19 protein-coding genes are annotated in these 26,063 nt (G+C 72.0%); 5 read left to right on the top strand and 14 right to left on the bottom strand.

Translation table 11 applies throughout. From position 1 onward, the window contains the following. Positions 1 to 248: 248 nt before the first annotated feature. The 5 genes from WMF22_RS35245 to WMF22_RS35225 form a co-directional block, all read right to left on the bottom strand. The gene (locus tag WMF22_RS35245; protein WP_437294348.1) at positions 249 to 866 is read right to left on the bottom strand and encodes a DUF4276 family protein; all 618 of its coding nucleotides are present in this window, start codon (positions 864 to 866) and stop codon (positions 249 to 251) included. After that, the gene (locus tag WMF22_RS35240; protein ID WP_437294347.1) at positions 863 to 2,056 is read right to left on the bottom strand and encodes an AAA family ATPase; all 1,194 of its coding nucleotides are present in this window, start codon (positions 2,054 to 2,056) and stop codon (positions 863 to 865) included. Before WMF22_RS35240 ends, WMF22_RS35245 begins: the two co-directional genes overlap by 4 nt. 163 nt (positions 2,057 to 2,219) lie before the next feature. Continuing rightward, complete coding sequence (locus WMF22_RS35235; protein ID WP_438032611.1) at positions 2,220 to 3,014, bottom strand: glutaredoxin domain-containing protein; 795 nt, start codon at positions 3,012 to 3,014, stop codon at positions 2,220 to 2,222. Next, on the bottom strand, positions 3,011 to 5,110 hold the full coding sequence (locus WMF22_RS35230; RefSeq protein WP_437294345.1) for an ABC-F family ATP-binding cassette domain-containing protein: 2,100 nt from the start codon (positions 5,108 to 5,110) through the stop codon (positions 3,011 to 3,013). Before WMF22_RS35230 ends, WMF22_RS35235 begins: the two co-directional genes overlap by 4 nt. A gap of 158 nt (positions 5,111 to 5,268) precedes the next feature. Beyond that, positions 5,269 to 5,895 (bottom strand): glutathione S-transferase family protein, encoded by a 627-nt coding sequence (locus tag WMF22_RS35225; protein WP_437294344.1) that lies wholly within the window; start codon positions 5,893 to 5,895, stop codon positions 5,269 to 5,271. A gap of 498 nt (positions 5,896 to 6,393) precedes the next feature. On the opposite strand from WMF22_RS35225, the gene WMF22_RS35220 reads away from it, so the two are divergent. Next, positions 6,394 to 8,688, top strand: coding sequence for a DUF3160 domain-containing protein (locus tag WMF22_RS35220; protein ID WP_438032610.1), 2,295 nt, complete (start codon positions 6,394 to 6,396; stop codon positions 8,686 to 8,688). 586 nt (positions 8,689 to 9,274) lie between these two features. Here the strand turns inward: WMF22_RS35220 and WMF22_RS35215 are convergent. From WMF22_RS35215 to WMF22_RS35200, 4 genes are all read right to left on the bottom strand, one after another. Continuing rightward, positions 9,275 to 11,548, bottom strand: a complete 2,274-nt coding sequence (locus tag WMF22_RS35215) for an ATP-binding protein (protein ID WP_438032609.1) — start codon at positions 11,546 to 11,548, stop codon at positions 9,275 to 9,277. Further along, positions 11,545 to 13,422 carry an ATP-binding protein gene (locus WMF22_RS35210; RefSeq protein ID WP_438032608.1) on the bottom strand — a complete coding sequence of 626 codons (1,878 nt, stop codon included), beginning with the start codon at positions 13,420 to 13,422 and terminating at the stop codon, positions 11,545 to 11,547. The genes WMF22_RS35215 and WMF22_RS35210 overlap by 4 nt, the downstream gene beginning before the upstream one ends. A 205-nt stretch (positions 13,423 to 13,627) precedes the next feature. After that, positions 13,628 to 14,734: a YihY/virulence factor BrkB family protein gene (locus WMF22_RS35205; RefSeq protein WP_438032607.1), complete on the bottom strand. Its 1,107-nt coding sequence runs from the start codon at positions 14,732 to 14,734 to the stop codon at positions 13,628 to 13,630. A 129-nt stretch (positions 14,735 to 14,863) separates the two neighbouring features. Beyond that, complete coding sequence (locus tag WMF22_RS35200; protein WP_437294339.1) at positions 14,864 to 15,205, bottom strand: hypothetical protein; 342 nt, start codon at positions 15,203 to 15,205, stop codon at positions 14,864 to 14,866. A gap of 125 nt (positions 15,206 to 15,330) precedes the next feature. Between WMF22_RS35200 and WMF22_RS35195 the strand changes: the two genes are divergently transcribed. The 3 genes from WMF22_RS35195 to WMF22_RS35185 all read left to right on the top strand — a co-directional run bounded on the left by WMF22_RS35195 (position 15,331) and on the right by WMF22_RS35185 (position 19,945). After that, a complete protein-coding gene (locus WMF22_RS35195; protein ID WP_437294338.1) occupies positions 15,331 to 18,213 on the top strand; it encodes a TIGR03960 family B12-binding radical SAM protein in 2,883 nt (960 codons plus the stop codon). 120 nt (positions 18,214 to 18,333) lie between these two features. Then, positions 18,334 to 19,023 carry a sensor histidine kinase gene (locus WMF22_RS35190; protein ID WP_437294337.1) on the top strand — a complete coding sequence of 230 codons (690 nt, stop codon included), beginning with the start codon at positions 18,334 to 18,336 and terminating at the stop codon, positions 19,021 to 19,023. Positions 19,024 to 19,081: 58 nt separating this feature from the next. Beyond that, positions 19,082 to 19,945, top strand: coding sequence for a Uma2 family endonuclease (locus WMF22_RS35185; protein ID WP_438032606.1), 864 nt, complete (start codon positions 19,082 to 19,084; stop codon positions 19,943 to 19,945). 23 nt (positions 19,946 to 19,968) lie between these two features. Here WMF22_RS35185 and WMF22_RS35180 read toward each other — a convergent pair whose 3' ends face one another. The 4 genes from WMF22_RS35180 to WMF22_RS35165 form a co-directional block, all read right to left on the bottom strand. Next, positions 19,969 to 21,171, bottom strand: coding sequence for a vWA domain-containing protein (locus tag WMF22_RS35180; protein ID WP_438032605.1), 1,203 nt, complete (start codon positions 21,169 to 21,171; stop codon positions 19,969 to 19,971). 2 nt (positions 21,172 to 21,173) lie between these two features. After that, positions 21,174 to 22,013 (bottom strand): AAA family ATPase, encoded by an 840-nt coding sequence (locus WMF22_RS35175; RefSeq protein ID WP_437294334.1) that lies wholly within the window; start codon positions 22,011 to 22,013, stop codon positions 21,174 to 21,176. 46 nt (positions 22,014 to 22,059) lie between these two features. Continuing rightward, positions 22,060 to 23,199 carry a cardiolipin synthase ClsB gene (gene clsB, locus WMF22_RS35170; protein ID WP_438032604.1) on the bottom strand — a complete coding sequence of 380 codons (1,140 nt, stop codon included), beginning with the start codon at positions 23,197 to 23,199 and terminating at the stop codon, positions 22,060 to 22,062. A 110-nt stretch (positions 23,200 to 23,309) separates the two neighbouring features. After that, positions 23,310 to 24,173 (bottom strand): helix-turn-helix domain-containing protein, encoded by an 864-nt coding sequence (locus tag WMF22_RS35165; protein ID WP_438032603.1) that lies wholly within the window; start codon positions 24,171 to 24,173, stop codon positions 23,310 to 23,312. Positions 24,174 to 24,859: 686 nt separating this feature from the next. Here WMF22_RS35165 and WMF22_RS35160 point away from each other — a divergent pair. Continuing rightward, complete coding sequence (locus tag WMF22_RS35160; RefSeq protein WP_437294330.1) at positions 24,860 to 25,423, top strand: ExbD/TolR family protein; 564 nt, start codon at positions 24,860 to 24,862, stop codon at positions 25,421 to 25,423. 30 nt (positions 25,424 to 25,453) lie between these two features. On the opposite strand, the gene WMF22_RS35155 is transcribed toward WMF22_RS35160, so the two are convergent. Continuing rightward, positions 25,454 to 26,035, bottom strand: a complete 582-nt coding sequence (locus tag WMF22_RS35155) for a hypothetical protein (RefSeq protein ID WP_012239127.1) — start codon at positions 26,033 to 26,035, stop codon at positions 25,454 to 25,456. Positions 26,036 to 26,063 lie beyond the last annotated feature (28 nt).

The raw sequence follows: 26,063 nt of genomic DNA, 5'->3' as shown, positions 1-26,063 counted from the left end.
GCGGGAGGCGCGGCCTGGTCGCACGCGGCGACCGCAACAGAGAGGAGGATAACAACAGCAGTGGGCGCGCCGCGCATGAGGCCTCGCGGAAGGGGACCCTCTATTCTAGTCGAAAATCGGCAGGCCTGGCCAAGAGGTGGTGGGGGGCGCGCAAGATGTCGTCGGGATGTGACCGGGACGACTTCACGCTTTGCGTGGTGACGCCCTGGAGAACCGTCCGAGGAGGCCTCGGATCGGCGTCCCCCCATTCAGCCGCCGCGCGCCATCGCCAGCATGTCGTCCAAAAGGAGCTTGAGGTGCGGGCACTTGTCGTAAGCGACGCCGGGATCGAGCGTCCGGAACAGGTTGGTGCCGTCGATCACTTTCTTGTATCCCCTCTTCAGCTTCTGGCGATAGAGGCGATCGAGGAGCTTCGCGGGCGGCATGTCGAAGTTGACGGTCTCCGGCTGCGCGCACTTGCCCGGGAGCGCGCCGCGCACCTCCGCTGGAAGAATGGAGGGACTGGACAGTAGCCATGCCTCCGTCTCGTGCACCGCAAAATGCTGACGGTACCTTGGATTCTGCACCTTGCTCTCGATATCCTTCTTGAACCATGCGTATCGCTCGTGCACGGTGGCGCTGTCCGAAGGATAGATGGTCGGGCCGTACAGATCGAGCACGCCGACGGCTCCCACGACACCCGTGCCCGCTTTGCCGGTCAAGTTCAGCTCCACCTTCTTGGCGATCTCGTCATAGAAATTGGGCCAGCCGTCGAAGCGAACAGTCTTGATGCCGATGGGCTGCGGCGCCCGCTGGTCGAGCCACCGCTTCAGGAATTCAGGTAACGCCTTCTCGGTGTGGCCCTCGACGAAGAGGACGATCTTCATACCATCCCCTCGAGCTCTCTCGAGCGGAACAGCGCGCCCAGCGTGTATTGCTCGAGCCACCTGCGGAGCTCATCCCCATCGACGATCGATAGACGTGTCTCACCGTCCTGCCAGCGCGCCACCGTGGTCACTGGAGGCTCCCCGGCGAACGCATCCAGGAGCTGGTCGGAGTGCGTGGTCAAGACGACTTGGGAACGCTCTGCCGCGTCGGCGGCGAGCTCCGCCACGATGGGCAGCATGCTCGGGTGGAGACCGACCTCCGGCTCGTCGATCGCGATGAAATCGGCGGGGCTGGGGCTCGCGAGGATGGCGAGCAGAAGGAGAAAGCGGACCGTGCCGTCCGACAGATCTGCGGCCGACTGCTCTGTTCGCAGAGACCTCCACCGGACACGGAGCTGTACCCGCTGGTCCGCGGCCGGCGGGAAGACGAGCTCCTCGTAATCCTGGCCGAACGCGGCGCGCATCGCGTCATCCACCACCCTCTTGAAATCGCGGCTCCCCGTGTAGAGCGTGTGGAGCACCGGGATGAGGTTCTGCCCGTCCGCGGCGATACGGCGGTCCATCCTCGCCACGGCGGCCTGCCTGAGCGGCGCCTGCTGATCGACGTGCACGTCGTGGTAAATCGACCAGCCCGATAACACGTCGCGGAACCCCAGCACCTGCGCGTTCCCGAACGGTCCTGCCAAGAGTGACAGCAGCGTCTGGTCGTCGGGCACGCTTCCATCGTGCGCAGCCAGCTTGCGCTCCCGAGCATCGAACATCACCGCGTGGCCAGGACGCCTCTCGAGGAATTTCTTCGGTTCAGCCTTCTGGCCAATGTCCTTGAGATGATAGTTCGCTAGCTGCTCATGCTCGATCCTGTACGCGCTCGTCCCACCGAGCCTCCGGAGGCGCAGCTCGTACGTCAGCGCCTCCTTGACGCGGTCTCGTGCTTCGCCGAGCGGGTCCGTCTTCACCGTCCAGGAGATCTCCTGCGCCGTGCCGTCCCAGAGGAGAGGACCGATGCCACCCCACCTCAGTACCTCCTGAGGCAACTCGCCCAGCGCGCTTCTCTGGAGCACCGCGAGCGCACGAAGCAAGTTGGACTTGCCAGAACCATTGGGACCGATGACGACGTTCAGCCGGCCAGGCTGCCATGTCACGTCACGCAATGAGCGGAATCCAGCGATGCTCAGCTTCTGGATACCCACGGCTCGATCCTTTCTGTGAATTCGCCATGCCGGGCGCGCTGGTCTGCGGGACAGGAGCTACCGCCGGCGCCATCATCAAAGAGGTCGGCGTGTTCGCGCTCGTTGTAACATCGCACCCTGGAGCCCGGCCAGCGCTGGGCCCTCGCTGCCGGCTGTTAGCGCCTCAGAGCGTTGTCCCGCCCGCCGCGCGCGCGAGCGCCTGGTCGATCGCCCCCGGGCTGAACCCGACGAGGATCTGCCCCCGCACGTCGATGATCGGGATGCTGCCGCCGCGCTGGTGGCTCTTCGCGAGCTTGTCCTGCATCTCCGCGGCCGCGCCCGCGTCCTCCTCGATGTCCTTCACCACCGCGGCGATCCCCTTCGAGCGCAGGTAGTCCGCGGCCTGGTGGCACGGCTTGCACCACGAGGCGCCGTAGATGATCACCGTGACCCCCGCGAGGTGGCTCGGCGCGCCCGGCGCGCCGGCGCCCGCAGAGCCGCCGGGGCCTGGCGTCGCCGCGGGCGGCGGCGCCGTCTTCGCGATGTGCTCGGCGCGCCGCTTCTCCAGCAGCGACTCCCATTCCCTCCGCGGCATCGTCCGGACCGCATACGTGCCGTCCGGCCGCTTCTGCGTCAGATCGGCGACGTAGAACGCGTCCCGCGTCCCCTCCGTCCGGTCCGAGAGCATGGCGCGCACGAGCGCGCGGCCCTCGGCCGGCACGTCGGCCGGGCGCAGCTCGACGTGCGTGTCGCCCTTCTCGTCGATCCACGTCAGCATCAGGTTCGCCGTGTCGTCGCGGAGCTCGAGCGGCGGCAGCTCGGCGACGGCCTGCGCGGGCGCGGTGCCGTCGTCGCGCTTCTCCTTGCACGCCGGGCCGAGCGCCGCCGCGGCGAGCGCGAGCAGCACCCCCGCGATCCGCGCCCCCCGCGCCCCCCGCGCCCCCCGCGCCCCCCACGCGCCCCCCGCCCGCCGCTTCACGCCTCGCCTCCCGCCGTCGTCGCCGAGGCCCCGAGCTCCTCGCTGAGCGCCATCCACTCCGCCATCGCCGCGTCGACGCGCTTCGCGAGCGCCTGCTCCTCGCGCGCCGCCGCCGCGAGCTTCGCCCAGTCGCCGCCCGGGTCCTGCTTGAGCGCCTCGCGCATCTCCGCGAGCCGCGACTCGCCCGCCGCGATCTCCGCCTCCAGCTCCTTGACGCGCTTGCGCTTGCGCTCCGCCGCCCGCGCCGCCGCCTTGTCGCTCTCGAACGCCCGCCGGCGCGCCGCCGCGTCGCCCGCGCCCGCGTCGTCCGGCGGCGGCATCGTCGCGCCGCTCCGCCGCACCGCGCGGCCAGACGCCTTCGCGCCCCGGTCCGCCGCCTCCGCCTTCGGCTCCTCGCGCGGCGGCGGCGCGCTCGCCGCCTTCCGCGCTCCGCGCGCGCCCTTCGCCCTCTCGCCCTCCTCGCGCGCGCGCTCCGCCTCCTCCGCCTCGGCCGCGAGCTTCTCGAGGTTGTCGCGGTAGTCGCGGAAGCCGCCGGGGTAGATGTCCACGCGCCCCTCGCGCACCGCGACGACGCGCGTCGTCACCGCCTCGAGGAACCTGCGGTCGTGCGAGACGAGCAGCACCGTGCCCTCGAAGCCCGCGAGCGCCTCCTCGAGGATCTCGGCGGCGGGGATGTCGAGGTGGTTCGTCGGCTCGTCGAGGAAGAGCAGGTTGCGCGGCTCGAGGAGCAGCTTGCCGAGCGCGAGCCGGCTCCGCTCGCCGCCGGAGAAGCCCTGCACCTTCCGGAGCGCGTCGTCGCCGTAGAACCGGAAGCGCGACAGGTACTGGCGTGTCGCGTCGACGTTCATGTCGGCGCGCACGCTGCGGATCTCCTCGACCGCGGTCCTCGACGGGTCGAGCGAGCCGAGGTGCTGGTCGAAATAGCCCTGGCAGAGGTTCGTCCCGCGCCGCACGTCGCCCGCGTCCTCGGGCGCGCCCGCGCCGGCGAGCAGCTTGAGCAGCGTCGATTTGCCCGTCCCGTTGGGCCCCACGATGCCGACGCGGTCGCCGCGCCGCAGGAGGAGGTCCACGCCGGAGAAGAGCGCGCGCCCGCCGCGCGAGGCGCCGAGCCCGCGCGCGTCGAGCACGATGTCCCCGCTGCGCGGCGCGGGCGCGAACCGGAACCGGACCCGCTCGGCGGTCGCCCACACGTCCTCGGGCCGGTCGATCGTCTCGAGCTTCTCGAGCATCTTGCGCCGGCTCTGCGCCTGCTTCGTCTTCTGGCCGGCGATGTTGCGCCGGATGAAGTCCTCGGTCTTGGCGACGAACGCCTCCTGCCGCTCGGCGAGCTCCCGCTCCCGGGCGAGGTCCTCCTCGCGGGCGACGGCGTAGTCGCTGTACCTGAGCGGGTAGGCGCGGAAGCTGCGCTGCCCGAGCTCGAACGTGTGCGGGCAGACGGCGTCGAGGAACGCGCGGTCGTGCGAGACGCAGAGGAGCGCGCCGCCGAGGCCCGCGAGGTGCTTCTCGAGCCAGGTGATGGTCTCGATGTCGAGGTGGTTCGTGGGCTCGTCGAGCAGCAGGAGATCGGGCTCGATGGCGAGCACCACGCCGAGCTGCAGGCGCCCGCGCTCGCCGCCGGACAGGCTCGCGACGGGGCGATCCATGTCGGCGGGCGAGAACCCGAGGTGGGCCGCGATGATCTCCACGCGGCGCTCGAGGTCGTCGCCGCCGGCGATGTGGTAGCGGTCGGTGAGATCGCTGAGGCGGGCGAGATCGGCCTCGCTGCCGCTGGCGGCCGCGTGCTGCGCCGCGGTGAGGGCGTGGCGCAGCTCGAGCACCTCGGAGAACCCGGAGAGGAAGGCGTCGAGCACCGTGCCCTGGGCCGCGAGCTCGTGCGACTGCCGGAAGTACGCGAACCGGATCCCCTTGCGGATCACGACCGAGCCCGTGTCGGGGGTGAGCTCGCGGGCGACGAGGCGGAGCAGCGTCGATTTGCCCGCGCCGTTCGGGGCGACGAGCGCGGCGCGCTGGCCTTGCTCCAGGGAGAAGGTGATGCCCTGGAAGAGCCTGTCCGCGCCGTAACCGAAGCTGAGGTCGGCGACCTGGAGGACCGTCATTGCGGCCGAGTTCTAGCATGTGTCCGGCGCGCGCAAGGGCGCTCGGGGCGCGGGGCCCGAGTTCGCGCGGACAGCGTGGATGACCGTGAGCGCTCGCCGCGCGGGCGACGAAGAGGCGGGGCGCGCCTCGCCCGCCCGGGCGAGCGAGGCGCTCGGGCTCAGGCCTCGGCCATGACCGCCTTCACGGCCGGGCGCTCCATGATGCGGCCGAGCCACCCCTTCAAGTTCTTCAGCTCGGAGATGTCGATCTTGGCCGCCTGAAGGCCCCAGCCGAGCACGGACGCGAGGTCGAGATCCACCAGGGTACAGCGCTCGCCGGTGACGTACTGGCGGCCGTCGAGGCGGCCGTCGAGGATGCGGAGCAGGCCGCGCGTCTCGGTCATCGCCGCCTCGGCCTGCTTCGCGTCCTGCTGCTCCTTGGGGAACCAGTCGCTCGTGTTCTTGATGTAGCGGAACAGGGCGCTGGTCAGGTTGACCTGGCCCCAGACGAGCCACGTCAGGGCCATCAGCTGCTCGGGCGAGCCGGGGGCCGGCCACAGGCCCTTCTCGACGCCGTAACGCTCGCCGAGGGCGATCTGGATCGCCGCCGACTCGAACATCGGGGTGCCGTCGATCACGAGGGTCGGCACCTGGCCATTGGGGTTGAGGGCGAGGAACTCCGGCTTCTTCTGCTCGCCGGCGCGCAGATCGACCCGGACGGCCTCGTGGGGGACACCGAGCTCGGCGAGCGTCAGGCGGATGCGCCCAGCGCTCGATTGGGGGGAGTAATAGAATGTGATGGTCATGGTTCGTCTCCGGCGCCCCTTGTAGTGGATCCGATTCGCCGCCGTCACGCCCATCGTGCATGGGACCGCCAAGTTTCCTCGGCGGCCCGTCGAAACAGCGGTGTTCCCACTTTGTCATGGGGAGCAAGAAATCGACAGAATCGGGCGGGAAGCGCGGGTGAGCGAGGGGGGCGCTCAGGCGCCGATCGGCGTGAACGCGAAGAGGACAGTCGTCAGGACAACACGAGCGCTTCTTCTCTCCGGCCGTCTTCACGGTTTCACCACGCCCTCTCCGCGCGAAGCACAGATCTCGAATGATCCCACCTGATCCCGGCGCGGTGACATCGTGCGAGTCCTCTTCGGCAGCGCATCCTCGCGATGGTGCCGTATCCTGGCAGATCTTTCCTGTTGCGGGCGAAGAGGGGAGCGCGCCTCGCTCCCGCGGCACCGTCCTTGCCCGCAGCGGGGGCGCCGCGCCCCGAGCACTGCACTGGAGGCGCGCTCTGGAAGGAAAACACGATGCGCAAAATGCTTCTTCACTTTCACGTCGTTCCGATCCTCCTCGCCCTCGCCGGCGGCTGCTCCGGCGAGAGCAACCAGCAGCCCGACACCGGCGGCACGCAGACGGGCGGCACGCAGACCGGCGGTACGCAGTCGGAGCAGCCGCCGGCGCCGCTCGGGCCCGAGCAGCAGGCGGAGCTCAGCGCGCTGCTCGACGAGAAGGAGTCCTCGGCGAACATGACCGCGGAGGACTTCGCCTCGAGGTACGCCGTCCCCTTCGCCTCGGGCCTGCCCTACGCGCCTGCGGACGCCGAGGGCCTCTCGGTCGTCCAGGGCACCTCGCTCGCCCTCGACCAGGACGAGCTCGCGAAGCTCTCCGCGAACGGCTTCGTCATCTCGGAGAAGAAGACCTTTCCGACCTTCGCTTACGGCTACGCGAGCATCTACGCGCTCGACCTGCCGCTCTACGTCTCCGCCGACTCCATCCTGTACGCGGTCCACCGCTCGTACGACGCGATCCTGAAGGGCGTGGAGCTCGCCGCGCTCGCGCCCGAGCTAGGGGCGATGCTCGAGGAGATGCGCGCGCGGCTCGCCGCAGGGGCCGGCGGCGAGCTCGGCGCCGAGGCGCGCGCCGACGCCGACCTCTTCACGGCCGTGGCGCTCTCGTTGCTGAACGACGCGCCCGTCGCGCCCGTGGCGGGCGCCGACGCCGCGAAGATCGACGAGCTCATCGCGGGCGCCAAGGCCCACCAGGGCGCGGGCGACGTGCGCCTCTTCGGCTCCGAGCGGATCATGGACTTCTCGCAGTTCGAGCCCCGCGGCCACTACACCGACTCGCCGGCGCTCCAGCGCTACTTCCGCAGCATGATGTGGCTCGGCCGCGTCGACTTCCGCTTCCTCGAGACCCAGCAGGACGGCACGCAGCTGCTGCAGCGGCGGCAGCTCGAGGGCGCCTATGTGCTGCGCGCCCTCGCCGACGAGACGACCCTCGCCCGGTACACGCGCATCGACGACGCGGTCCAGGCCTTCGTCGGCGAGAGCGATTACATGACGCTGCCCGAGCTCGACGTCCTGCTCGCGGACCTCGGCCTCGCCGGCGCCGACGGCCTCGCCGGGCTCCCGGACGAGCAGATCATCGACGTCGTGGTGAAGAAGGGCCACGGGACGCAGCGGATCTCGAGCCACATCATGATCAACGGCCTCGGCAAGGGCACGATGCCCCTCTCGTCGAGCTTCGCGCTGCTCGGCCAGCGGTACGTCGTCGACTCGCACGTCTTCTCGAACGTGGTCTACGACCGGGTGAAGAGCGGCACCGTCAAGCGCATGATGCCGAGCCCGCTCGACGTGGGCTTCGCCGCGCTCGGCAACGATCAGGCGGGCCTGTTGCTCGCGCCCGAGCTCGGGAAGTTCCCCTACGCGCCGGACCTGCACATGATGCGCGTGCTCGTCGACGCGCACCCCGGCGACTTCTGGAGCAAGAACCTCTACAACCACTGGCTCGGCGCGCTGCGGGAGCTGTCGCCGGCGAAGGCGCTCGCCGACGACGCGGGGCTGCCGGCGGTGGCGAAGACCGAGGCGTGGGGCCGGCGCCTCCTGAACACCCAGCTCGCCTCGTGGGCCGAGCTCCGGCACGACACGCTGCTCTACGCCAAGCAGTCGTACACGGGCGGCGCCACGTGCGAGTTCCCGGACGCCTACGTCGACCCGTACCCGGCGTTCTTCGCGCGCATCGCCGATCTGGCCGAGCAGGGCGCCCGCGTGGTCGAGACGCTCGATCTGTCGGGCGGGCCATCGCTGCCGGGCGCGCCGTCGTCGTCGCTGCTGGAGCAGCGGGTGCCGGCGTACTTCGCGCTGCTGCAGCGCGTCGCGCGGACGCTCGGCGAGATGGCCGAGAACGAGCGCGCCGGGGTGCCCCTCACGGCGGAGCACCTCGATTTCATCAACCAGGCCGTCCGGATCCAGAGCGGCTGCGGCTCGGACGTGGGGGCGGATGGCTGGTACGCCGAGCTCTTCTTCGACATGTCCCAGACCGTGATCCAGGACCCGACGATCGCCGACGTGCACACGCAGCCGACCGACGAGGGCGGGGCGCCGGTCGGGCGCGTGCTGCACGTGGGCACCGGCCTGCCGCGGCTCATGGTCGTCACCGCCGATCCCTGCGGCACGCCGCGCGCCTTCGTGGGGCTCGCCTCCTCGTACTTCGAGAAGATCACCGGGGACTTCCAGCGCATGACCGACGAGGCGTGGGCCGGCGAGCTCCACCAGGCGACGCCTGACGACGTCGCCTGGATGAAGGACCTCGTCTCCCGCTGACCTCGCGTTCAGGGCTCGCGGCCGCAGGATCGAGCCCTGAGGTCTGTGCCGTGCTGTGCCGGCCAACGCGCCCATGTGTCTGTGGGATCACGCCCGGCCCGTTCCACGACAGCCTCCGGTTTGAGCTCAACTTTGCCGGCGGCTCCGGCCAGGGTGGTAGGGTTCTTTGGCCGAAAGTGGGGTCTTTTGAACCGCCAAGACGCCAGAAGACGCCAAGAAAAACACAAAAGTCTTGGCGTCTTCTGGCGTCTTGGCGGTTCCAGCATTCTGGCCGGGTGGGGTAACTACCCCGGCCACCCCGGACAGCCTCTGGTTTGAGTTTCAACTCTCCCGGCGGCTCCGGACAGCCTCCGGTTTGAGTTTCAACTCTGCCCGGCGGCTCCGGACAGCCTCCGGTTTGAGTTTCAACTCTGCCCGGAGGCTCCGGACAGCCTCCGGTTTGAGGTTCACCTCTCCCCGGCGGCTCCGAACAGCCTCCGGTTTGAGGTTCACCTCTCCCCGGCGGCTCCGGAGAGCCTCCGGGAAGAGGTGAACGCAGCCGCCACGGTGGCCTCGCGCGCCGCTCCCCGGCGGCGCCGGGCGCGCCTCACGCGGCAGCGGCCGCCGCCAGGAACGCCTGCGAGAGCTCCGACGGCGCCGGCAGCGCCGCGCTCGCGAGCCCCCGCCGGGCCACCGCGAGCCAGCGCATCGGGTCGGCGACCGCGCCGCTCGCGATCGCCGCGAGCAGGCGGCGGCGCATCCAGTCCTTGCGGCGGTAGAAGCTCGTGCCGTGCTCGGCCGTCGGGCGCGGGACGTAGCTCGCCAGCGAGACGTGCGTCTTCTCGTGGAGCAGGAGATCCGCGAGCGCCGTGAAGGCGACCGCGTCGTCGCGCAGGAGCACCGCGGTGAGCAGCGCCCGCACCCGCGCCGACGCGAGGTTCACGCTGATCCCGCTCCCGTCGGTGTGCGCCATCTCGTCGGGGCCGTAGAGGTCCTGGTGCACCCAGATCGGCGACGCCGGCAGGTCCGCGGACTCGGAGATCGCCGCGTCGAGCCGCTCGATGATCGTCATGGCCGCGGCCACGGCGCGGACGCCGGGCACGTCGATCGCGATCTTGAGGAGCGCCTCGCGCGAGGTGCGGGGCATCGGGCACGGCGCGGCGCCCGGCGCTCGCGGAGGCGCCCCGGCGGCGGCCTGGAGGGGCTGCGACGCCGCGCCCTCGCTCGCGAGGCGCCGCCAGAACGCCTGCGCGAGCGGCTCGTCGAGCGCGAGGTACACGAGATCCCCGGGCCGCACGCCGGCGGCCTCCCGCCCCATGGCGGCCTCCGGCCCCGGACCGGAGGCGCCGAGCGGCCAGCGGGCGGTGCTGCGGACCTGGCTCGACGACAGCGACGGCGCGGCCTCGAGGGGGCGGAGCGCGCCGGTCCGGTGCGCCTGGAGCAGCTCGCGCAGCGTCAGCGGCGCGCTCCGGTAGTGGACCTGGCCGAGCGGGGAGAGCGCCGCGCCCGAGGGCCGCTGGCCGGTGTCGGCGACGATCGACCGGAAGAGGGGCGCGTCGAGCAGCCCGCTCGCGAAGCGGATGACCTGCTCGGGCGCCGCCACCGTGGGGGTGCGCGCGACCGGATCGAGCTCGTCGACCGCCTGCGCGGACGCGATCGTGATGCTCTCGCCGAGCAGCGCCGCGTGGAGGAGCCGGTCGAGGACCGACGAGAGGCGGTGATCGACCGCGCGCAGGAGCTCGCGGTCGTACAGGGCGTCGCGCAGGACGAACCGCTCGAAGGCCGCGACGAGCGCCGCCTCGACCGCCGTGGACGCGGTCGCCGCGACCGCCGAGCGGCCCTTGTTGAGCGGCACGCCGAGCGGCAGCTCCGCGACCAGGCCGAAGCCCGCCGCCATGATCGCCCGCGCGAGCTCGCGGTGAAGCCCGAGCTCGGGGCCAGGGAACGGATCGATCCGCGCCGTCACCGTGAGCCCCTTCTGGGTGATCGTGAGCTGCGGCTCGATGCCGTCGCCCCGGCCCACGAACAGCTCGACCGCGCCGCAGAGCTCGCCCGACGGCGGGAGCCGGAGCGGCACCTCCGCGGCGCGGCGGAGGCGCCCGCGCGCCGAGTTGACGAGCGCGCCGTCCACGTAGATCCGCGCGACGGTCGCGTCGACAAGCCCCACCGCCGCGGTGACCTCCGCGGCGAGCGCGGGCCGCGAGATCGGCTGCGCGAGCGACAGCCTCACCGAGGTGCCCGTCGCCGGGCGGCGGGGCGGCTCGGAGGCGCGCTCGTCGACTCGGCGCGCCGGGGCGCCCGCGCGGCCGCCGTCCGCGTACGGCGCGGGCGGGGGGCGGGGCAGGGACAGGAGCGTCCACGAGAAGTCCTCGTAGGGCGGCCCCCCGCCGAGCGGCGCGACGAGCAGCCGGTGCCCGCCCGAGGGCGTCGCCGTGACCACCTCGATCCACGGCGCGATCTCGAGCACGGAGAAGAAGCCGATCCCGTGCTCGCCGATCGCGTCGGGCTCGCCCGCCTTGCCGCTCCGGAAGGGCACGAGCAGGTCGGCGAGGAGCTCGGTCCGGCTCATGCCGCGGCCTTGATCGGTGACCGAGATCTCGCGCCCGTCCTCGGACGAGCGGACGTCGATGCGGGCGCCGGGCGGCGACGCGTCGAGCGCGTTCTGGAGCAGCTCGCGGAGCGGGCCGATCCGCGACGACGCCTGCGCGTAGATGGTGCGGGAGAGGATGCGCTGCGCGAGGTCGGGCACCGTGGCCTCGCCGCGGCAGGCGGCGACGAGCGCGAGGCGCTCCGCGCTGCTCGCCTGCAGGTAGGCCTCGGCGCGCCCGTGGATCCGCACGAGCAGGAGCTCCGAGAAAAGCCCGTACGAGATCTGGGTCATGGCTCGCCTCCAGACGTCCTTTCGCCGGGCCGGGGCGCCGCGAAGGCCGCCCCGTCCACGGGTTCGCCGACGATGAGATCGCGCTCGAGATCGGCCTCGCGCACCCCGGAGGCCCGGTCGAAGGCGGCCCGCAGCGCGTACCAGTCGCTCCAGCCCGAGGGGCGCCGCACGGCCGCGCTGTCGTCGCGGATGAGCAGGAGCCGGCGCGTGCCGAGGCACGGCAGCGGCCCCGCCGGCCGCCGCCCCGGCGCGTCGGGGAGCGGCGGCGCGCCCGGCGCCCGGCGCGCCGCCGCGCCCGCGCCGCGGTCCGGCTGGAGCCGGCTCCGGCAGAGGGCGACCATCGTCGTGTGCGGGCTCGTCGCCCGCGCGACGAGCAGCGGCAGCCCGGAGAGGTCGCCGCGGCGCCGCGCCAGCGCCGAGAGCGTCTCCGGCGCGTCGATCTCGAGCTCGTCCTCGAGCAGCTCGCGCTCGCCGGGCAGGTGCGGCTGCCACTCGCGCTCCGCCCAGAAGCTCTCCGGCACGAACAGCCGCTCGGCCACGCTCGGCCCGAGGAACCCGAGCAGCGCCTCGCGCCGCTCGGGGGTCACCATGCAGCGCCCAGGGCCGAGCAGGGCGCGCGCGAGATCGAGGGCGACCTCGTCCCAGCCCGCGGATTGCAGCATGAGCGCGCTGATCTGGGCGGCCATCTCGGCGAGCCTGTCGCGCGTGCGCCGGCCCTCGCCGCTCGCCGCCGCGAGCTCGATGAGGCGCCGGTAGAAGGCCGTCGCGACCGCGGTGAACTCCGGCCCGACCTTGAGCGCGTCCCGCCCCTCGGTCAGCTCCACGGCGGCCGGGAAATCGATGAGCGCGAGCTCGGCGAGGGCGAGGCAGGCGTCGACCTTGACCCCGGCATGGAAGGTGGCCGCCGAGATGCTCGGGAGCAGCCCTCGCCCGCCGACGTGGAAGCGCGCGAGGAGCGCGTCGCCGAGGTGGGTCCGCGCCTCCAGCGCGGCCGCGCCGGGGGCCTCTGGCGCGACCGCGATCCGCTCCTGGATGAGCTGCCCGCCGGAGATCAGCCGGCCGTCGTTCACGGCCGCGCCGTCGAGCAGCACGAGGGCGCGGCTCGCGGGGAAGAAGTGGAGCGCGTCGCGCAGGTACGCGCGGACCGTGGCCGTCTCGAGCAGCGCCGAGGTGACGCGCACGCGCGTCCCGAGCAGCGGCGCGATCCGGCGCACCGAGCACATCAGGGCCGCGGTGAGCTCGGGCGACGCGCGGCCGCGGGCTTGCCCGGGCTCCTCCGAGGCGCTCGCAGGCGCGCTGCCCGCGTCGCCCGCGCTGGGCCAGGCCACGACGCGGATCGCCCATCCCTCGACGCCGTCGCCGGTGGTGACGTGCAGGCTGAAGCTCTCCGGATCCGAGAGCCCCAGCCCGAGCACGGAAAAGAACCCGACCCCGAACCGGCCGAGATCGATCCCTGGCCGCTTGTCCGTCGCGAACGGGATGAGCAGCCGTGAGAGGATTGCCCGGAGCCCCATGCCGGCGCCGGCGTCGCTGACCTCGACGCGCCCGTCGGTGACGGCGACGTCGACGACGGGCTGCGGCGCGCGGGCCGCGTCGGCGGCGTTGAGCACGAGCTCGATGAGCGGCCGGAGCGGATGCCCGAACTGCCGGCAGATCTCCTCGTCGAGGATCTTGAGCAGGTAGGCGCGGTCGATGGGCGGCTCCGCGAGGTCGCGCTGCCCCGCGCACAGCGCCTCGAGCGCGGGGCGGTGCAGGCCGACGGCGACGAGCTCGTGCAGCGCCCCCAGAAAGTACAGCCCGGCGTCGCCCGGCAAAGGCGCGGCGCGTCGGTCGCCGCCGCCCCCGTCACCCCCCGCTCCGTAGTGCGCGTGCACGCTCGACTGCTCCCCCTCACGCCCGCCCTCGACATGCCCCTGCGCGAAGTGCGCGCACCCACCGTGCGAATGCGCGCCGAGTGAGCGCCGAGTGGCGGACGAGCGACGGCGCTTTCACCGCCCGTGCCGAGCCGAACCGTCGGGCGTCGACCGTCCGTCCTTCAGCGCGCGGCCGCCGGGGGCGTCGGCCTCTCGCCGCCTCGACTTACCCGGCGGCTTGGTGCTCGCGCGGCGAGCTCGGTGCGCCGCGCGCTTCGTCCTCGTCCGCGCTGCCCGCGCCCTGGGCGTCGCCGAGCCGCGCCGCGGCCCCGCGGGGGAGCGCTGCGCCCTGGGGGAGGGTGGTGCTCAGGGGCAGCGGCGTGACGCTCTGGGGCAGCGGCGTGACGCTCTGGGGCAGCGGCGTGACGCTCTGGGGCAGCGGCGTGACGCTCTGGGGCAGGTCGGAGAGCTCGGGCAGGTTGGAGAGCTCGAGCGCGCTCCACTTGCCGGGGGGCGGGATCGACGTCACGCCGGCGCGCTCCCGCTCCAGGCGCGCGTTCAGCTCGCCCCCGATGAGCAGCGCGAGCGCCAGGAGCCACAGCCAGAACAGGAAGATCGCGACGGTCGCGAGGCTCCCGTAGAACGTGGCGTAGCGGCCGAGCGTGGCGACGTAGAGCGAGAAGAGGGTCGACACGGCGGACCAGAGCACCACCGTGAGCACCGCGCCCGGGAAGATCCGGCGTCGCTCGATGTTCGGGCGCTGGATCGAGATCCTGAAGAAGGCGGCCACCATGCAGATGACGAGGCCCCCGGGGAGGGCGAAGGCGACGATGCGGGCGCCTGTCGATCCGGAGAGCGAGCCGATCAGCACGCCCACGCCGGCGACCACGGGCACCACGGCCAGGCTGGCCATCACGCACGCCGCCGCGATCGCCCTGCGCACGTACCAGGGGCGCTCGCGCGTGTTGTAGATCGTGTCGAACACGCCCATGGCGGTCGAGATCCCGGAGGACGTGATCCAGAGGAAGCCGGTGATGCTGATCGGCGCGACCGCCGACGACTGCGAGAGCCGGATGAGCTCCTCCGAGACGAGCTTCGCGACGTCCGGGGGCGCCGCCTGCAGGATGGGCCGCACCACCACATCCGACCACTGGTGGATCCGGCTGAGCACATAGCCGGCGAAGGCGGCGAGCGGGATGAGGCTGAGGAACGCGTCGAAGGCCATCGCGCTCGCGGCCCGCGGCCCGTTGTGGCGATCCAGGCTGACGATGACGCTCCACACCGCCTTCGCTGCGCGGTGGTGCGCGATCTGTTGCCGGATCCGAGCAGGCACGGAGGGCAGCGTCGCTCTCCCTCGTGCGGGGCGCAATACCATCCACCCCGCCGCCGCGCGCGGCTCATCTCGGGACGGCGGCGATGTCCGCGCAGCGGCGCTGCGGCGCAGCGGCGCTCCGGCGCGCGCCTAGGCGTCGGTGTTCCTGTCGGCGGCGAGGAGGCTCTGTACGGCGTAGGGCACCGACTCGACGCCGGCGAGCTCGGCGAGGGCGTAGGCGATGTGCTCGCGGCTCGCGTGCGGCGGGATGCCGACGATCGCCCAGGAGCCGCCCTCACCGCGCTGCAGGTTGCTCCCGCGCTCGACGCGCATCGCGGCGAGCGCGGGGTAGACGGCCACCGTCATCCGCTTCGGCCGGAGGCGGTCCAGCGTGCGCATGGCGAAGGCGATCCGGTCGAACTCGCTGGGGTCCCGGTACTCGACGTGCCGCGCCCTGTCGATCTCCACATGATGGGCATCACGCTCGCGCACGTCGGGAGCATAGCCCAAGCAGGCCGCCGCGCCGCTCCGGCCTGCGGCCCCGGACGGCGGCTCGAGCTGGCTCGAGCGAGCCGCGGGTGCCGGCGCCGGCCGGCCATGCTACGCGCCGAAGCGCCATGGACAGCCTCCCCCTGCTCGCCGATCACCCGTACGCCTCCTTCCTGGATCAGGTCGAGAAGCCCGCGCGCTACGCGGGCGGCGAGGTCGGCTCGGTCGTGAAGGACTGGGCGTCGGTCGAGGCGCGCGTCTGCCTGGCATTCCCGGATGTCTACGACATCGGGATGAGCCACCTCGGCTTCAAGATCCTCTACAAGCTGCTGAACGACGACCCGCGCACGCTGGCCGAGCGCTGTTACACGCCCTGGGTCGACATGGAGGCCCAGCTCGTGAAGCGCGGGCTGCCGCTCGTGTCCCTCGAGTCCGCGCGCCCGCTCAGGGACTTCGACGTCGTGGGCTTCTCCCTGCAGTTCGAGCTCACGTACTCCAACATCCTCACGATGCTGCACCTCGGCGGCGTCCCGCTGCGCGCGGCGGACCGCGGCGAGGACGACCCGATCGTGATCGCGGGCGGCCCGACGGCGACCCACCCCGAGCCGATCGCCCCCTTCCTCGACGCCATCGTCATCGGCGACGGCGAGGAGAAGGCGACCGAGGTCGCCCTCGCGTGGGCGCGGCTCAAGCGCGAGGGCGTGCCGCGGCGCGAGCGGCTCGTCGCGATCGCGCGCCTCGGCGCCGTCTACGTGCCCTCGCTCTACGCGACCCGGCGCGACCCCGACACCGGCTTCGAGGTCGTGGACCGCCCGCTCGCCTCCGGGATCCCGTTCCCGATCGAGCGCGCCCTCGTCGACCTGAACAGGTACCCGTTCCCCGACGAGAGCCCCACGGGCGGGCCCGAGGCCATCTTCGACCGCATGTCGATCGAGATCGCCCGCGGCTGCACCGAGGGCTGCCGCTTCTGCCAGGCCGGCATGATCTACCGGCCCGTCCGCGAGCGCGATCCCGAGCAGATCGTCGACACCGTGATGCGCGCGGTGCAGAGGTCCGGCCAGGACGAGGTCTCGCTCACGGCGCTGTCGACCGCCGACGTCTCGTGCATCTCGCCGCTCATCAAGAAGGTCACCGAGCGCCTCACCGCCGAGCGCATCTCGCTCGGCGTCTCGTCGCTGCGCGCCTACGGGCTCGAGCCCGACCTGCTCGACGAGCTCAAGCGCGTGCGCGCGACCGGCCTCACCTTCGCGCCGGAGGCGGGCTCCCAGCGGATGCGCGACGTCGTGAACAAGAACGTCACGGAGGAGCAGCTCCTCGAGACGGCCGAGCGCGTGTTCAGCCGGGGCTGGGGCAAGATGAAGCTCTACTTCATGATCGGCCTGCCGACCGAGACCGACGAGGACGTGCGCGGCATCGTCGAGACGGGCGCCCGCGCGGCCGGCGCCGGGAGGAGGGCTGCGGGCAAGGGCAAGCCGGTCGACGTGACGGTCAGCGTCTCGACCCACGTGCCGAAGCCTCACACGCCCTTCCAGTGGGCGGCGATGGACACGCTCGGCGAGGTCGGGCGCAAGCAGCAGCTGCTCAAGGACACCGTGCGGCCGTACCGCGCCGTCACGCTGAAGACCCACGAGGCCCACGCCAGCGTCCTCGAGGGCATCTTCGCCCGCGGCGACCGCCCCCTCGCCGACGTGCTCGAGCGCGCCTGGCGGCGCGGCGCCCGCTTCGATTCGTGGGAGGACAAGCTCGATCTCGCGGTGTGGGAGGAGGCGTTCACGCACGTCGGCGTCGACCGCGAGAAGTACCTCGGCACCCTCCCGGTGACGGCGCGGCTGCCCTGGGATCACATCGACGTCGGCCTCGAGGAGGGCTTCCTCGCGAAGGAGTACAGGAAGGCGCTCCAGAGCCGCCTCAGCCCGCCGTGCGGCAAGGTCGCCGGCATGTTCGTCCACCACACGAACCTCGACGACGCCAGGGCCGACGCGCGGCGGCTCGTCTGTTACGACTGCGGCGTCGCCTGCGACATGACGCAGATGCGCGAGGAGCGGCTCACCTTCCTCGATCGGCTCGGCGCCCACCGGCGCTCGCTGCCGGTGCTCACCGACGCAGGCGCCGCGCCGCCCGTGGCCGCCGCGGGTCCCTCCGGCGCGCCTGCGCCGAAGGGCCGCGGCGGCTTCCGCTACCGCTTCCGCTTCGAGAAGGCCGGGCCGATGGCGCTGCTCGGCCACCTCGACGTCGTGCGCGAGCTGCCCCGCGTGCTCCGGCGCGTCGGCGCGCCGATGACCTACACCGCGGGCTTCCACCCGAAGCCCGACATGACCTTCTCGCCGGCGCTCTCGCTCGGCGTGATCAGCCTCGACGAGTACGTCGACCTTCGCCTCGAGCGCGATCTCGATCCCGCCGCGCTCGACGCGCTCGTCGCCGCGATGTCGGCCGCGAGCCCGCGCGGGCTCGTGTTCAGCGGCGCCGTCAAGCTCGGCCCGGAGGACCCTTCCCTGAGCAAGCTCATCGCCGGCGCGCGCTACGCGCTCGCCTTCGCGCGCTCCGCGATCGGCGGCGACGCGGAGGCGCTCCTCGCCGCCCGCTGCAGCGCCGCCCTCTCGGCCGCGTCGCTCCCGATCCGCCGGGAGATCGACCGGCTCGCCAAGATGGTCGACGTGCGCCAGTACCTCGTGCGGGCCGAGGTCGGCGGGCCCGAGGTCCACGCGGCGCTCGCGCGCGCCGGGCTCGTCGGCGATCTCGTCGCCCTCGAGGTCGAGGTCGACATCCGCGGCTCGGGTGCGGTGAAGTCGTCCGAGGTCGCGGCGGTGATCACGGGAGAGCCGGGGGAGGCGCCGGGCGCGATCACGCCGCCGCCGCACCGCGCCGTGCGGCTTCAGCTGTTCGGCCGTACCTCGCCGGCGGGCTCCGCAGCGGGCGAGCGCTTCTCGCTCTTCGATCTCGAGCGGGCGCGCCGCGTCAAGCCGACTCCGGAGCGAACACCGGCCCTCCCGCTCGCCGCGGACGCCGAGTGAGCCAGCCCGGGACGGTCGTGTCGTAAAGATCCTCCCGGCGGCGGTGACGGGGCGCGGTGCACGAGGCGCGGAGCGCGCGCGGGCGATCGCTCGGGGATCGGCTACGCTGCGCTTTGCTTTATGGAAAAGGAGGCTCACGAGGCGGCGTGCTGCGCGGCGCGCCTGGCCGCGGCGGGGGCGGTCGGCGCGAGCGTCGCCCACGAGCTGCGCAACGCCCTCGCGGTCGCGGAGTCGTCGCTCTACCTGGCGCAGCGCGACCTCGACGATCGGCCTCGCCTGCTGCGCCACCTCGACCGGGTGACGTGCGAGATCCGCAAGGCGCACGAGGTCATCGGCAGCGTCCTCGGGCTGGCGCGCGGCGAGCCGCTGCGGCGCGAGCCGGCGCACCTCGGCCGGCTCATCGAGGGCGCGCGGCACGCGCTGGTGCTGCCCACGGCCGTCCGGTTCGAGGTCGCCGTCGCGCCGGCCGACCTCACGCTCCTGTGCGACCCGATCCTGCTCGAGCGCGTCTTCTCGAACCTCTACCTCAACGCGATCGAGGCGTTCGACGAGGGGCCCGGCGGCGTGATCGTCACGCGGGCGTGGAGGGGCGACGAGCGCACGCACCTCGAGATCGAGGACAACGGCCCTGGCGTTCCTCCGTGCGTGGCCGACCACCTCTTCGAGCCGCTCGTGACCGCCAAGGTGAAGGGGACCGGCCTCGGCCTCGCGCTGAGCCGGGTCATCGTCGAGGCGCACGGCGGTGAGATCACCGCGACGGCGGGCCGGTGCGGGGGCGCGGCGTTCCGCATGTGGTTGCCGAACGCGTGACGGGCGCGCAGCGCGGCGCGCTCCCCGGGGCGCATCCCCGGCGTGCTATCGTCCTCTCATGCAGGTGAAGCACCGGACGGCGGAGCGCGGCCCTTTCCGCGCGGAGCACCTCCGCGCGGGGGATCCGTACGAGCTGTCGAACGGCCACCCCGTCTACTGCGCCCCCACGGGGGGGCGTGCCTCGGGGCCGAACCACCTGGGCAGCTCGGTCGTGGGGTGGGACCCGGCGGTCAAGGAGGTGGGCGTGGACACGGGATACTCCCCGGAACCGGGCACCCTCCGCGCGCCGGACGTCGCGGTGGGGAACGTCCCCGACAGGCCGGGCTGGGTGAAGGGCGTGCCGGAGCTCGCGATCGAGTACGCCGACGTGGGGCAGGACGAGGAGGCGCTGAAGGAGAAGATCGCCGACCTGCTCGCGGCCGGTACGAAGCTCCTGTGGGTGGTGCGCCTCACCGGTCCACGGCGGGTCGAGGTGCACGAGCCGCGCCGGAAGGTGCGCGTCGCGCTCCCCGGGGAGCTGCTGAGCGCGCCGGGCATCCTGAAGAACGCGGTCCGGGTCGAGGCGCTTTATGACCGCAGCGCGGCGGAGAAGAGCACGCTGACCAACCTCCTCCAGCGGCGCGGATACGAGGATCTCGACGCCGTGCTCGATGCAGGGCGCGAGGAAGGCCGCGAGAAGGGGCGCGAGGAAGGCCGCGAAGAGGGGCGCGAGGAAGGCCGCGAAGCGGGGCGCGAGGAGGGGATCCTCGAGGGCAAGCGCGACGCGCTGAGGCGTGTCCTCGCGCGGCGAGGATTGCGGCTCACGAAGGCGGCCGCGGCGAAGATCTCGTCGTGCAGGAGCGAGCGCGAGCTCGACCGCTGGCTCGATCGCGCCCTCGTCGCGTCGGCCACGGCGGAGGTGTTCGGCCGCGCGGGCCGTTGACCCGGGCCCGCGCGCCGCACGGCTCAGGCGCGGCCGCGGCCGCGGACGAGCTCGGCGATCGCCTCTCCCAGGCCCTCCAGCGTGAGCGCGAACATCGGGAAGATGCTCTTGATCGCGTCGACGGTCGGGTGGGGGTAGGGGCCGATCCCGTCCGGGTTCAGCCACACGGCGCGGTCGAAATGGTCGCGCAGCATCATCAGCCAGGCGACGCCGGGCAGCCGCGCGTCGGGATCGAACGAGGAGCCCGCGCCGCCGCCGGAGCCCGACGAGCCGAGCAGCTCGTAGGGCGCCATCGAGGCGTCTCCGACCATCACGAGCTTGTGGTGCTTGCCGCACTCGCGGAGGAGCTCGCGCACCGGGACGGGGTCGAGGAGCCCCTCGGTCCTGAAGACCCTCTCGTAGACGCAGTTGTGGAAGTAGTAGCTCCTCAGCTCCTTCCAGTGCGTCGCGCGCTTCGCCGCGCTGAAGAGCTGCGACACGAGCGCGGCGCTGGGATCCATCGAGCCGCCCACGTCCATCATCAGGATCACGCGCGTGTTCGGCCGGCGCGGGGGCCTCGTGACGATCTCGATCTCGCCCGCGTTCCTGGCCGTCGCGTCGATCGTCGCCTCGATGTCGAGCTCGCGATCGCCGCCCTCGCGCGCGAAGGCGCGCAGCTTGCGCAGCGCCACCTCGATCTGGCGCACGTCGAGGGTCACATCGCTGCGGTAGGGGCGGTAGCGGCGGGCGTCGGCGTTCTGCACGGCGCCGCTGCGCCCGCCCGCGGGGCCGCCGACCTGGATGCCGCTCGGATGGAAGCCGCCGCGGCCGAACGGCGAGGTGCCGCCGGTCCCGATCCACCGGCTGCCCCCGTCGTGGCGCTCGCGCTGCTCGCGGAGGCGCTCCTCGAACCGCCGGAGCACCTCCTCCAGATCGAGCTCCTCGATCATCGCCCTCTCCTCGTCGGAGAGGGCGCGCATCTTGATGGGATCCCGGAGCCACGAGAGGAGCTCCTCCGTCACCGCCTTGGCCTCCACGTGCACGCCGCGGAAGTGCTGGGCGAACGCCAGATCGAAGTCGTCGAGGTGCGCCTCCGAGTGGACGAGCATCGCCCGCGCGACGTGGTAGAAGCCCTCGAGAGAGCTCTCGTGGAGGCCCGCGGCGAGCGCGCGCGCGAGGCCGACGGCCTCCTGGGCGCCGACCGGGACCTTGCGGGCCCGGAGCTCGTAGAGGAACGCGACGAACATCGCTACGACCGGAACCGCCTGCCGCCCGCCAGCTGATCGGCCAGCGCGACAAGGTCCTGCTCCTTCTTGAGCAGCGCGCCGAGGAACGGCAGCGCCTTGTCGAGCTTCACCTCGCCCACGCCCGCCCTCCGCAGGACGGCGATCCAGTCGATGAGCTCGCTCGTCGAGGGGCGCTTCCGGATCCGGGTGTTCTTCCGGATCTCGTAGAAGACCTGCATCGCCTGGTCGGCGAGCGCCCGATCGAGATCGGGGTGGTGGACGTGGAGGATCTCCCGCATGAGCTCGGGCTCCGGGAAATCGATGAAGTGGAAGACGCAGCGGCGCAGGAACGCGTCCGGCAGCTCCTTCTCGTTGTTGCTGGTGATGATGACGACGGGCCGCTCCCGCGCGGCGATCTCGTCGCCGGTCTCGGTGATGCGGAAGCGCATCCGATCGAGCTCGTGGAGGAGATCGTTCGGGAACTCGAGGTCCGCCTTGTCGACCTCGTCGATGAGGAGCACGACGCGCGCCGGGGCGTTGAACGCCTTGCCGAGCGGGCCGAGCTTGATGTACCGGCGGATGTCGCGGACATCGCCGTCGCCGAAGCGCGCGTCGTAGAGCCGCTGCACGGTGTCGTAGACGTAGAGCCCGTCCTGGGCCCGCGTGGTGCTCTTGACGTGCCAGGGGATGAGCTCGGCCGACAGGCTCCGCGCGATGGCCTCGGCGAGCAGCGTCTTGCCCGTGCCGGGCTCTCCCTTGACGAGGAGCGGCCGCTCCAGGACCAGCGCGCAGTTGACGGCGGCCTCGAGCGCCTCGCTCGTGAGGTAGCGTTCGGTGCCGCGGAAGCGGCGGAAGTCGGACATGCCGGAACGGTAGCACCCCCGGTCGAGCGCGGCGGACCGCGCGGGATCAGAGCCAGTCGCGCGCGAGGTAGGCCGTCCACGAGGCGGCCCGCTCCCAGAGGGGGCGCTCGGCCCAGCGCGCGGCGGTGATCTCGTGGCAGTGGGCGAGGTCGTCGGCGAACATCCGCTCCATCGCGCCCGCGAACCCGCGGTGCGAGACGACGGCGTTCACCTCGAGGTTCATGCGGAGCGACTGGCTGTCGAGGTTGGTGGAGCCGACGGTGGACCAGAGGCCGTCGATGACCGCGGTCTTGGCGTGAAGGACGCGGCCGCGCCACTCGAACATGCGGGCGCCGGCGTCGAGGAGGTGGCCGTAGATCGCGCGCGACGCGAGCAGGACCGCGGGCACGTCGGTGGTGCCGGCGACCATGATCCTGACGTCGACGCCGCGGCGGGCCGCGGCGGAGAGCGCGTGGATGATCCGGAGCGGCGGCAGGAAGTACGCGTTGGTGATGAAGATCCTGCGCCGGGCGCGCTCGATGGCGTGCCGGTAGGCGTCGCGGATGCCGTGGCGGTGCCTGCGGCGGGGGAGGTCGTTGCTGATGATCTGGACGGCGGGATCGGGCCTGCGCTCGGCGTAGCCGTAGCGCTCGTCGTCGATGGGGGCGCCGCCCGTGCGCTGCCACGTGCGCAAGAAGAAGTACTGGAGCTCGGCGGCGGCGGGGCCCTCGATGCGGAGATGGGTATCGCGCCAGTCGGCGCCGCCGTCCTTCAGAGCCGCGTAGTCGTCGGAGAGGTTGAGGCCGCCCGTGAAGGCGATCGCACCGTCGACGATGAGCGCCTTGCGGTGGTCGCGGCGGGCGACCTTGCCGAGCGGGGCGGAGAGGTCGAGGGGGCGGAAGGCGTGGGGCCGGACGCCGGCGCGGCGGAGCCCGTCGAGGAAGGACGACGAGACGGAGGAGCCCCAGGCGTCGAAGAGGACGTTCACCTCGACGCCGGCAGCCGCCCGCTCCATGAGCGCCTCGGCGAAGCGCTGGCCGGTCCGATCGACCCGGAGGATGTACGTCTCGAGGCAGATCGTGCGCCGCGCGCGGGCGATGGCCTCGAGCATGGCCGGGTAGGTCTGCGCGCCGTCCTTGAGGAGCGCGAGGCGGTGCGCGCCGACGGTCATCTCGGCGAACGCGGGCGCGGGAGGGGGCTGGGACATGCGGCGGGGGCCAGGCTGCCCGGGACGAGGCGGCGCGATGATAGCGCGGACGGGCGCGTGACGTCCCGGCGTGATGCCTGGCCGGCGTCGGTCAGCGGTGGGCGCCCCGATCAGCCCGTCTTCTCGATGTACGTCATCACCAGGTACAGGATGACCTGCTGATCGGTCGGGTTCCTGTACTGATGGGGCACGTCGGCGTCGAACATGATCGCGTCGCCGGTCGCGAGCACATGGCGCTCGGCGCCGACGACCATCTCCAGCGTCCCGGCGGTCACCACGAGGTTCTCCACGGTGCCCGGCGGGTGAGGATCCGCGTGTTCGGTGGCGAGGGGCGCGAGCGTGATCTCGTAGAACTCGACGGTCCTCGGCACGTCGAACGGGAACAGCGCGCGGGACGTGAACGAGCCGTCATGCGACGTCAACACCTTGGCGCGCGCGGCCAGGATGAGCGATGTGCCGCCGAGCGACTGGTCGCTGATCAGCGCCGAGAAGGGCACGCCGAGCGCCCGCGCGATCTTCCAGAGCACGTTGATCGTCGGCGTGCTCTGGCCGAGCTCGATCTGGCTGAGCATCGCCCGGCTCACGCCAGACGCCTTCGCCAGCCGCTCGAGGGAGAGCCCACGCTTGGTCCGGAGGCGACGCAGGTTGGCCCCGACGATGCCAGTGAGCGCCGAGGAGGCGTCCTGCGGCGCCATCTCGTAGGCCCAGGCGTCTCCAGACGCCTCGTCCACGTCCCGCTGCGGCGCTTCTCCGTTGGTTCCGTTGGTGCGGCTGGAGTACGATCTCGCGGGGCCAGCGAAGCTCTCCGGCCTGCGGTGCGAGCGCGGTCCAGCAGGCGAAGCGGGGTTCCTCGTCGATGCGGCGGACGCTTGCACGCCGTTCTGATAGCCCTCCACGGGCAACGACGCGCCGAGCCCATCACCGGAGATCAGCCCGGGTGAGCTCCGTGGCGTGTTCTGACGGACGGATTTCATCGCACCTGCCAGATGGGCATCCACGTGAAGATCGGGAACCACCAGAGGACGACCGGCATGGTCAAAGAGCTTCCCGATGGCATCGGCCTGTCGCTCTCGGGAACATGCTTGTTCCGAGCCGCCCTCCGCTGCTGCCGGTATTCCTCGAGGTCGATCACTTGAGCACTCTGGGGGCGCATCCGCTTCACCTCCAACCCGTAGGCACATCATCCGTTATAACGGATTGTCTGTCAAGAGACAGCTCGGCCATGACGCACGAGGGGCGGTACGCTGCGTTGACCCGAGGACGGCACGACGCCCTCTCGTCCGCGGCGCAAGGCTGCCGCATCTTCGCTTCCGCCGAAGAAATCGAGCTTTTCGTCCGCCCTTTCCATGTTCAGGGCGTCCGATGATGAGGCTGCTTGGTAACGACGCGTTGCGTCGTTCTTGACTGGGCGGCTCGAAGCGCCTCCGAAATAGTGGACGATGCGGAGCGTGGGCCGCCCGAGGGATCGCGCGTCGCGCTCTGCCCTCATCGGGATCGCCGGCGCGGCCCACGCGCGCGAGCGGTTCACCGGTGGCGGGGGGAGAGGACGTTGGTGCTTTCCAGGAACATCCGGCGCGCGCCGCGCTCTGTCGTCCTATCGCAGCGCGGCCGCGGAGCTGGCGAGTGCGCGACGACAACACGAGCACACAAGGAGGCAGCCATGGCGGGCGTCGACGTGGGAGGTGGCGAGAGGCGGGCGCGAAACAGCGAGATCAACATGATTCCGTTCATCGATCTGCTGATGGTGACCATCGCCTTCCTGCTGATCACGGCGGTGTGGGTCACGAACTCGCGGCTCAAGACCAGCGCGGAGGTGCCTGCCGCCGCGGGGTGTGGGGAGGAGTGCCAGAAGGAGCCTCTCAGGACGATGCACGTCCATGTCGGCGAGGACCGGTTCAACCTCGTGTGGAAGCAGGGCGCGACCGTCCTGAGCGAGGTGAGCGTCCCCAAACGTCCTGTCGAGATCGGCGGGGCGGGAGCCACCGCGATCCGTTACAGAGAGCTCGGCGATGCCATCCAGCGCGAGTGGGAGCGGAGCGGCGAGCACCGCGCCCCGAGCGACCGCCGCGCCGACCAGGCCGTGCTCCACAGCGACAACAAGACGCCGTTCCGTGAGCTCGTCGCCGTGCTCGACGCGATCAACGCCCCGCGCCGAACCGTCCTCCTCGAGGACGGCCGCAGCGCCGAGATGCCAGCCTTCCTGGCCACCTTCTCCGCACGTTAAGGGCGGTGGTCGCGGGACGGGGGGAACGCGTTATGCGGTGAACTCGGTCGTCAGCGCTACCCAGTTCGAGGGCGGGCGGACGGCGTAGCTCAGCGCAAGGACCTCGATCAGCACCACCCGGTAGATCGCGTGGACGTCGTCGACGTCGACCTCGTGCGCGTTCGCCTCGAGCGCCGCGTCGAGGTGCTCCTGCACGAAGGCGAGGACGTCGGGCTGCTCCATCGCGATGACGTCGTCCGAGTCGACCGCCTCGGCAGGATCGTGAAGGCGGATCTGCTCGTCCAGGTTCAGCGACTCCTCGACGCCCGTGAGCGCCGTCTCGGTGACCTCGTCGAGGTCCTGACCGAACAGCTCGTCGAAGGCGAGCCAGATCGCCAGCGTCAGGAAATAGCCGAGGGCGAGCGCCGTCTCGTCGAGCGGGCCGGACAGCACCGAGGAGATCCGGTCCGCGAGCGCAGGCTGCGTCTGCTCGAAGCGCGTGAACGCGTCGTCGAGCTGCTTGCGCGAGTCGTCGTCATCCTCGGCGAGCTGATCCTCGATCTCGGACAGGACGCGCGCCGGCACCTGAGCGTACGAGGGGACGGGGCGAATGGCTGCGCGGCGTACCCACACGCGGACAACCTAGCACACGATGGCGCGG

It is taken from the genome of Sorangium sp. So ce204 (assembly GCF_051526795.1).
Lineage (GTDB): Bacteria > Myxococcota_A > Polyangia > Polyangiales > Polyangiaceae > Sorangium > Sorangium cellulosum_B.
Note: the sequence above shows the minus strand (reverse complement) of the source record. Positions and strands in the feature narration are given on the sequence as shown.

Coding starts and splice junctions, on each gene's coding strand:
- WMF22_RS35165 (WP_438032603.1), bottom strand. CDS start 24,173: ATGAAATCCGTCCGTCAGAACACGCCACGGAGCTCACCCGGGCTGATC.
- WMF22_RS35230 (WP_437294345.1), bottom strand. CDS start 5,110: ATGACGGTCCTCCAGGTCGCCGACCTCAGCTTCGGTTACGGCGCGGAC.
- WMF22_RS35215 (WP_438032609.1), bottom strand. CDS start 11,548: ATGACCCAGATCTCGTACGGGCTTTTCTCGGAGCTCCTGCTCGTGCGG.
- WMF22_RS35195 (WP_437294338.1), top strand. CDS start 15,331: ATGGACAGCCTCCCCCTGCTCGCCGATCACCCGTACGCCTCCTTCCTG.
- WMF22_RS35245 (WP_437294348.1), bottom strand. CDS start 866: ATGAAGATCGTCCTCTTCGTCGAGGGCCACACCGAGAAGGCGTTACCT.
- WMF22_RS35225 (WP_437294344.1), bottom strand. CDS start 5,895: ATGACCATCACATTCTATTACTCCCCCCAATCGAGCGCTGGGCGCATC.
- WMF22_RS35180 (WP_438032605.1), bottom strand. CDS start 21,171: ATGTTCGTCGCGTTCCTCTACGAGCTCCGGGCCCGCAAGGTCCCGGTC.
- WMF22_RS35160 (WP_437294330.1), top strand. CDS start 24,860: ATGGCGGGCGTCGACGTGGGAGGTGGCGAGAGGCGGGCGCGAAACAGC.
- WMF22_RS35175 (WP_437294334.1), bottom strand. CDS start 22,013: ATGTCCGACTTCCGCCGCTTCCGCGGCACCGAACGCTACCTCACGAGC.
- WMF22_RS35220 (WP_438032610.1), top strand. CDS start 6,394: ATGCGCAAAATGCTTCTTCACTTTCACGTCGTTCCGATCCTCCTCGCC.
- clsB (WP_438032604.1), bottom strand. CDS start 23,199: ATGTCCCAGCCCCCTCCCGCGCCCGCGTTCGCCGAGATGACCGTCGGC.
- WMF22_RS35185 (WP_438032606.1), top strand. CDS start 19,082: ATGCAGGTGAAGCACCGGACGGCGGAGCGCGGCCCTTTCCGCGCGGAG.
- WMF22_RS35190 (WP_437294337.1), top strand. CDS start 18,334: ATGGAAAAGGAGGCTCACGAGGCGGCGTGCTGCGCGGCGCGCCTGGCC.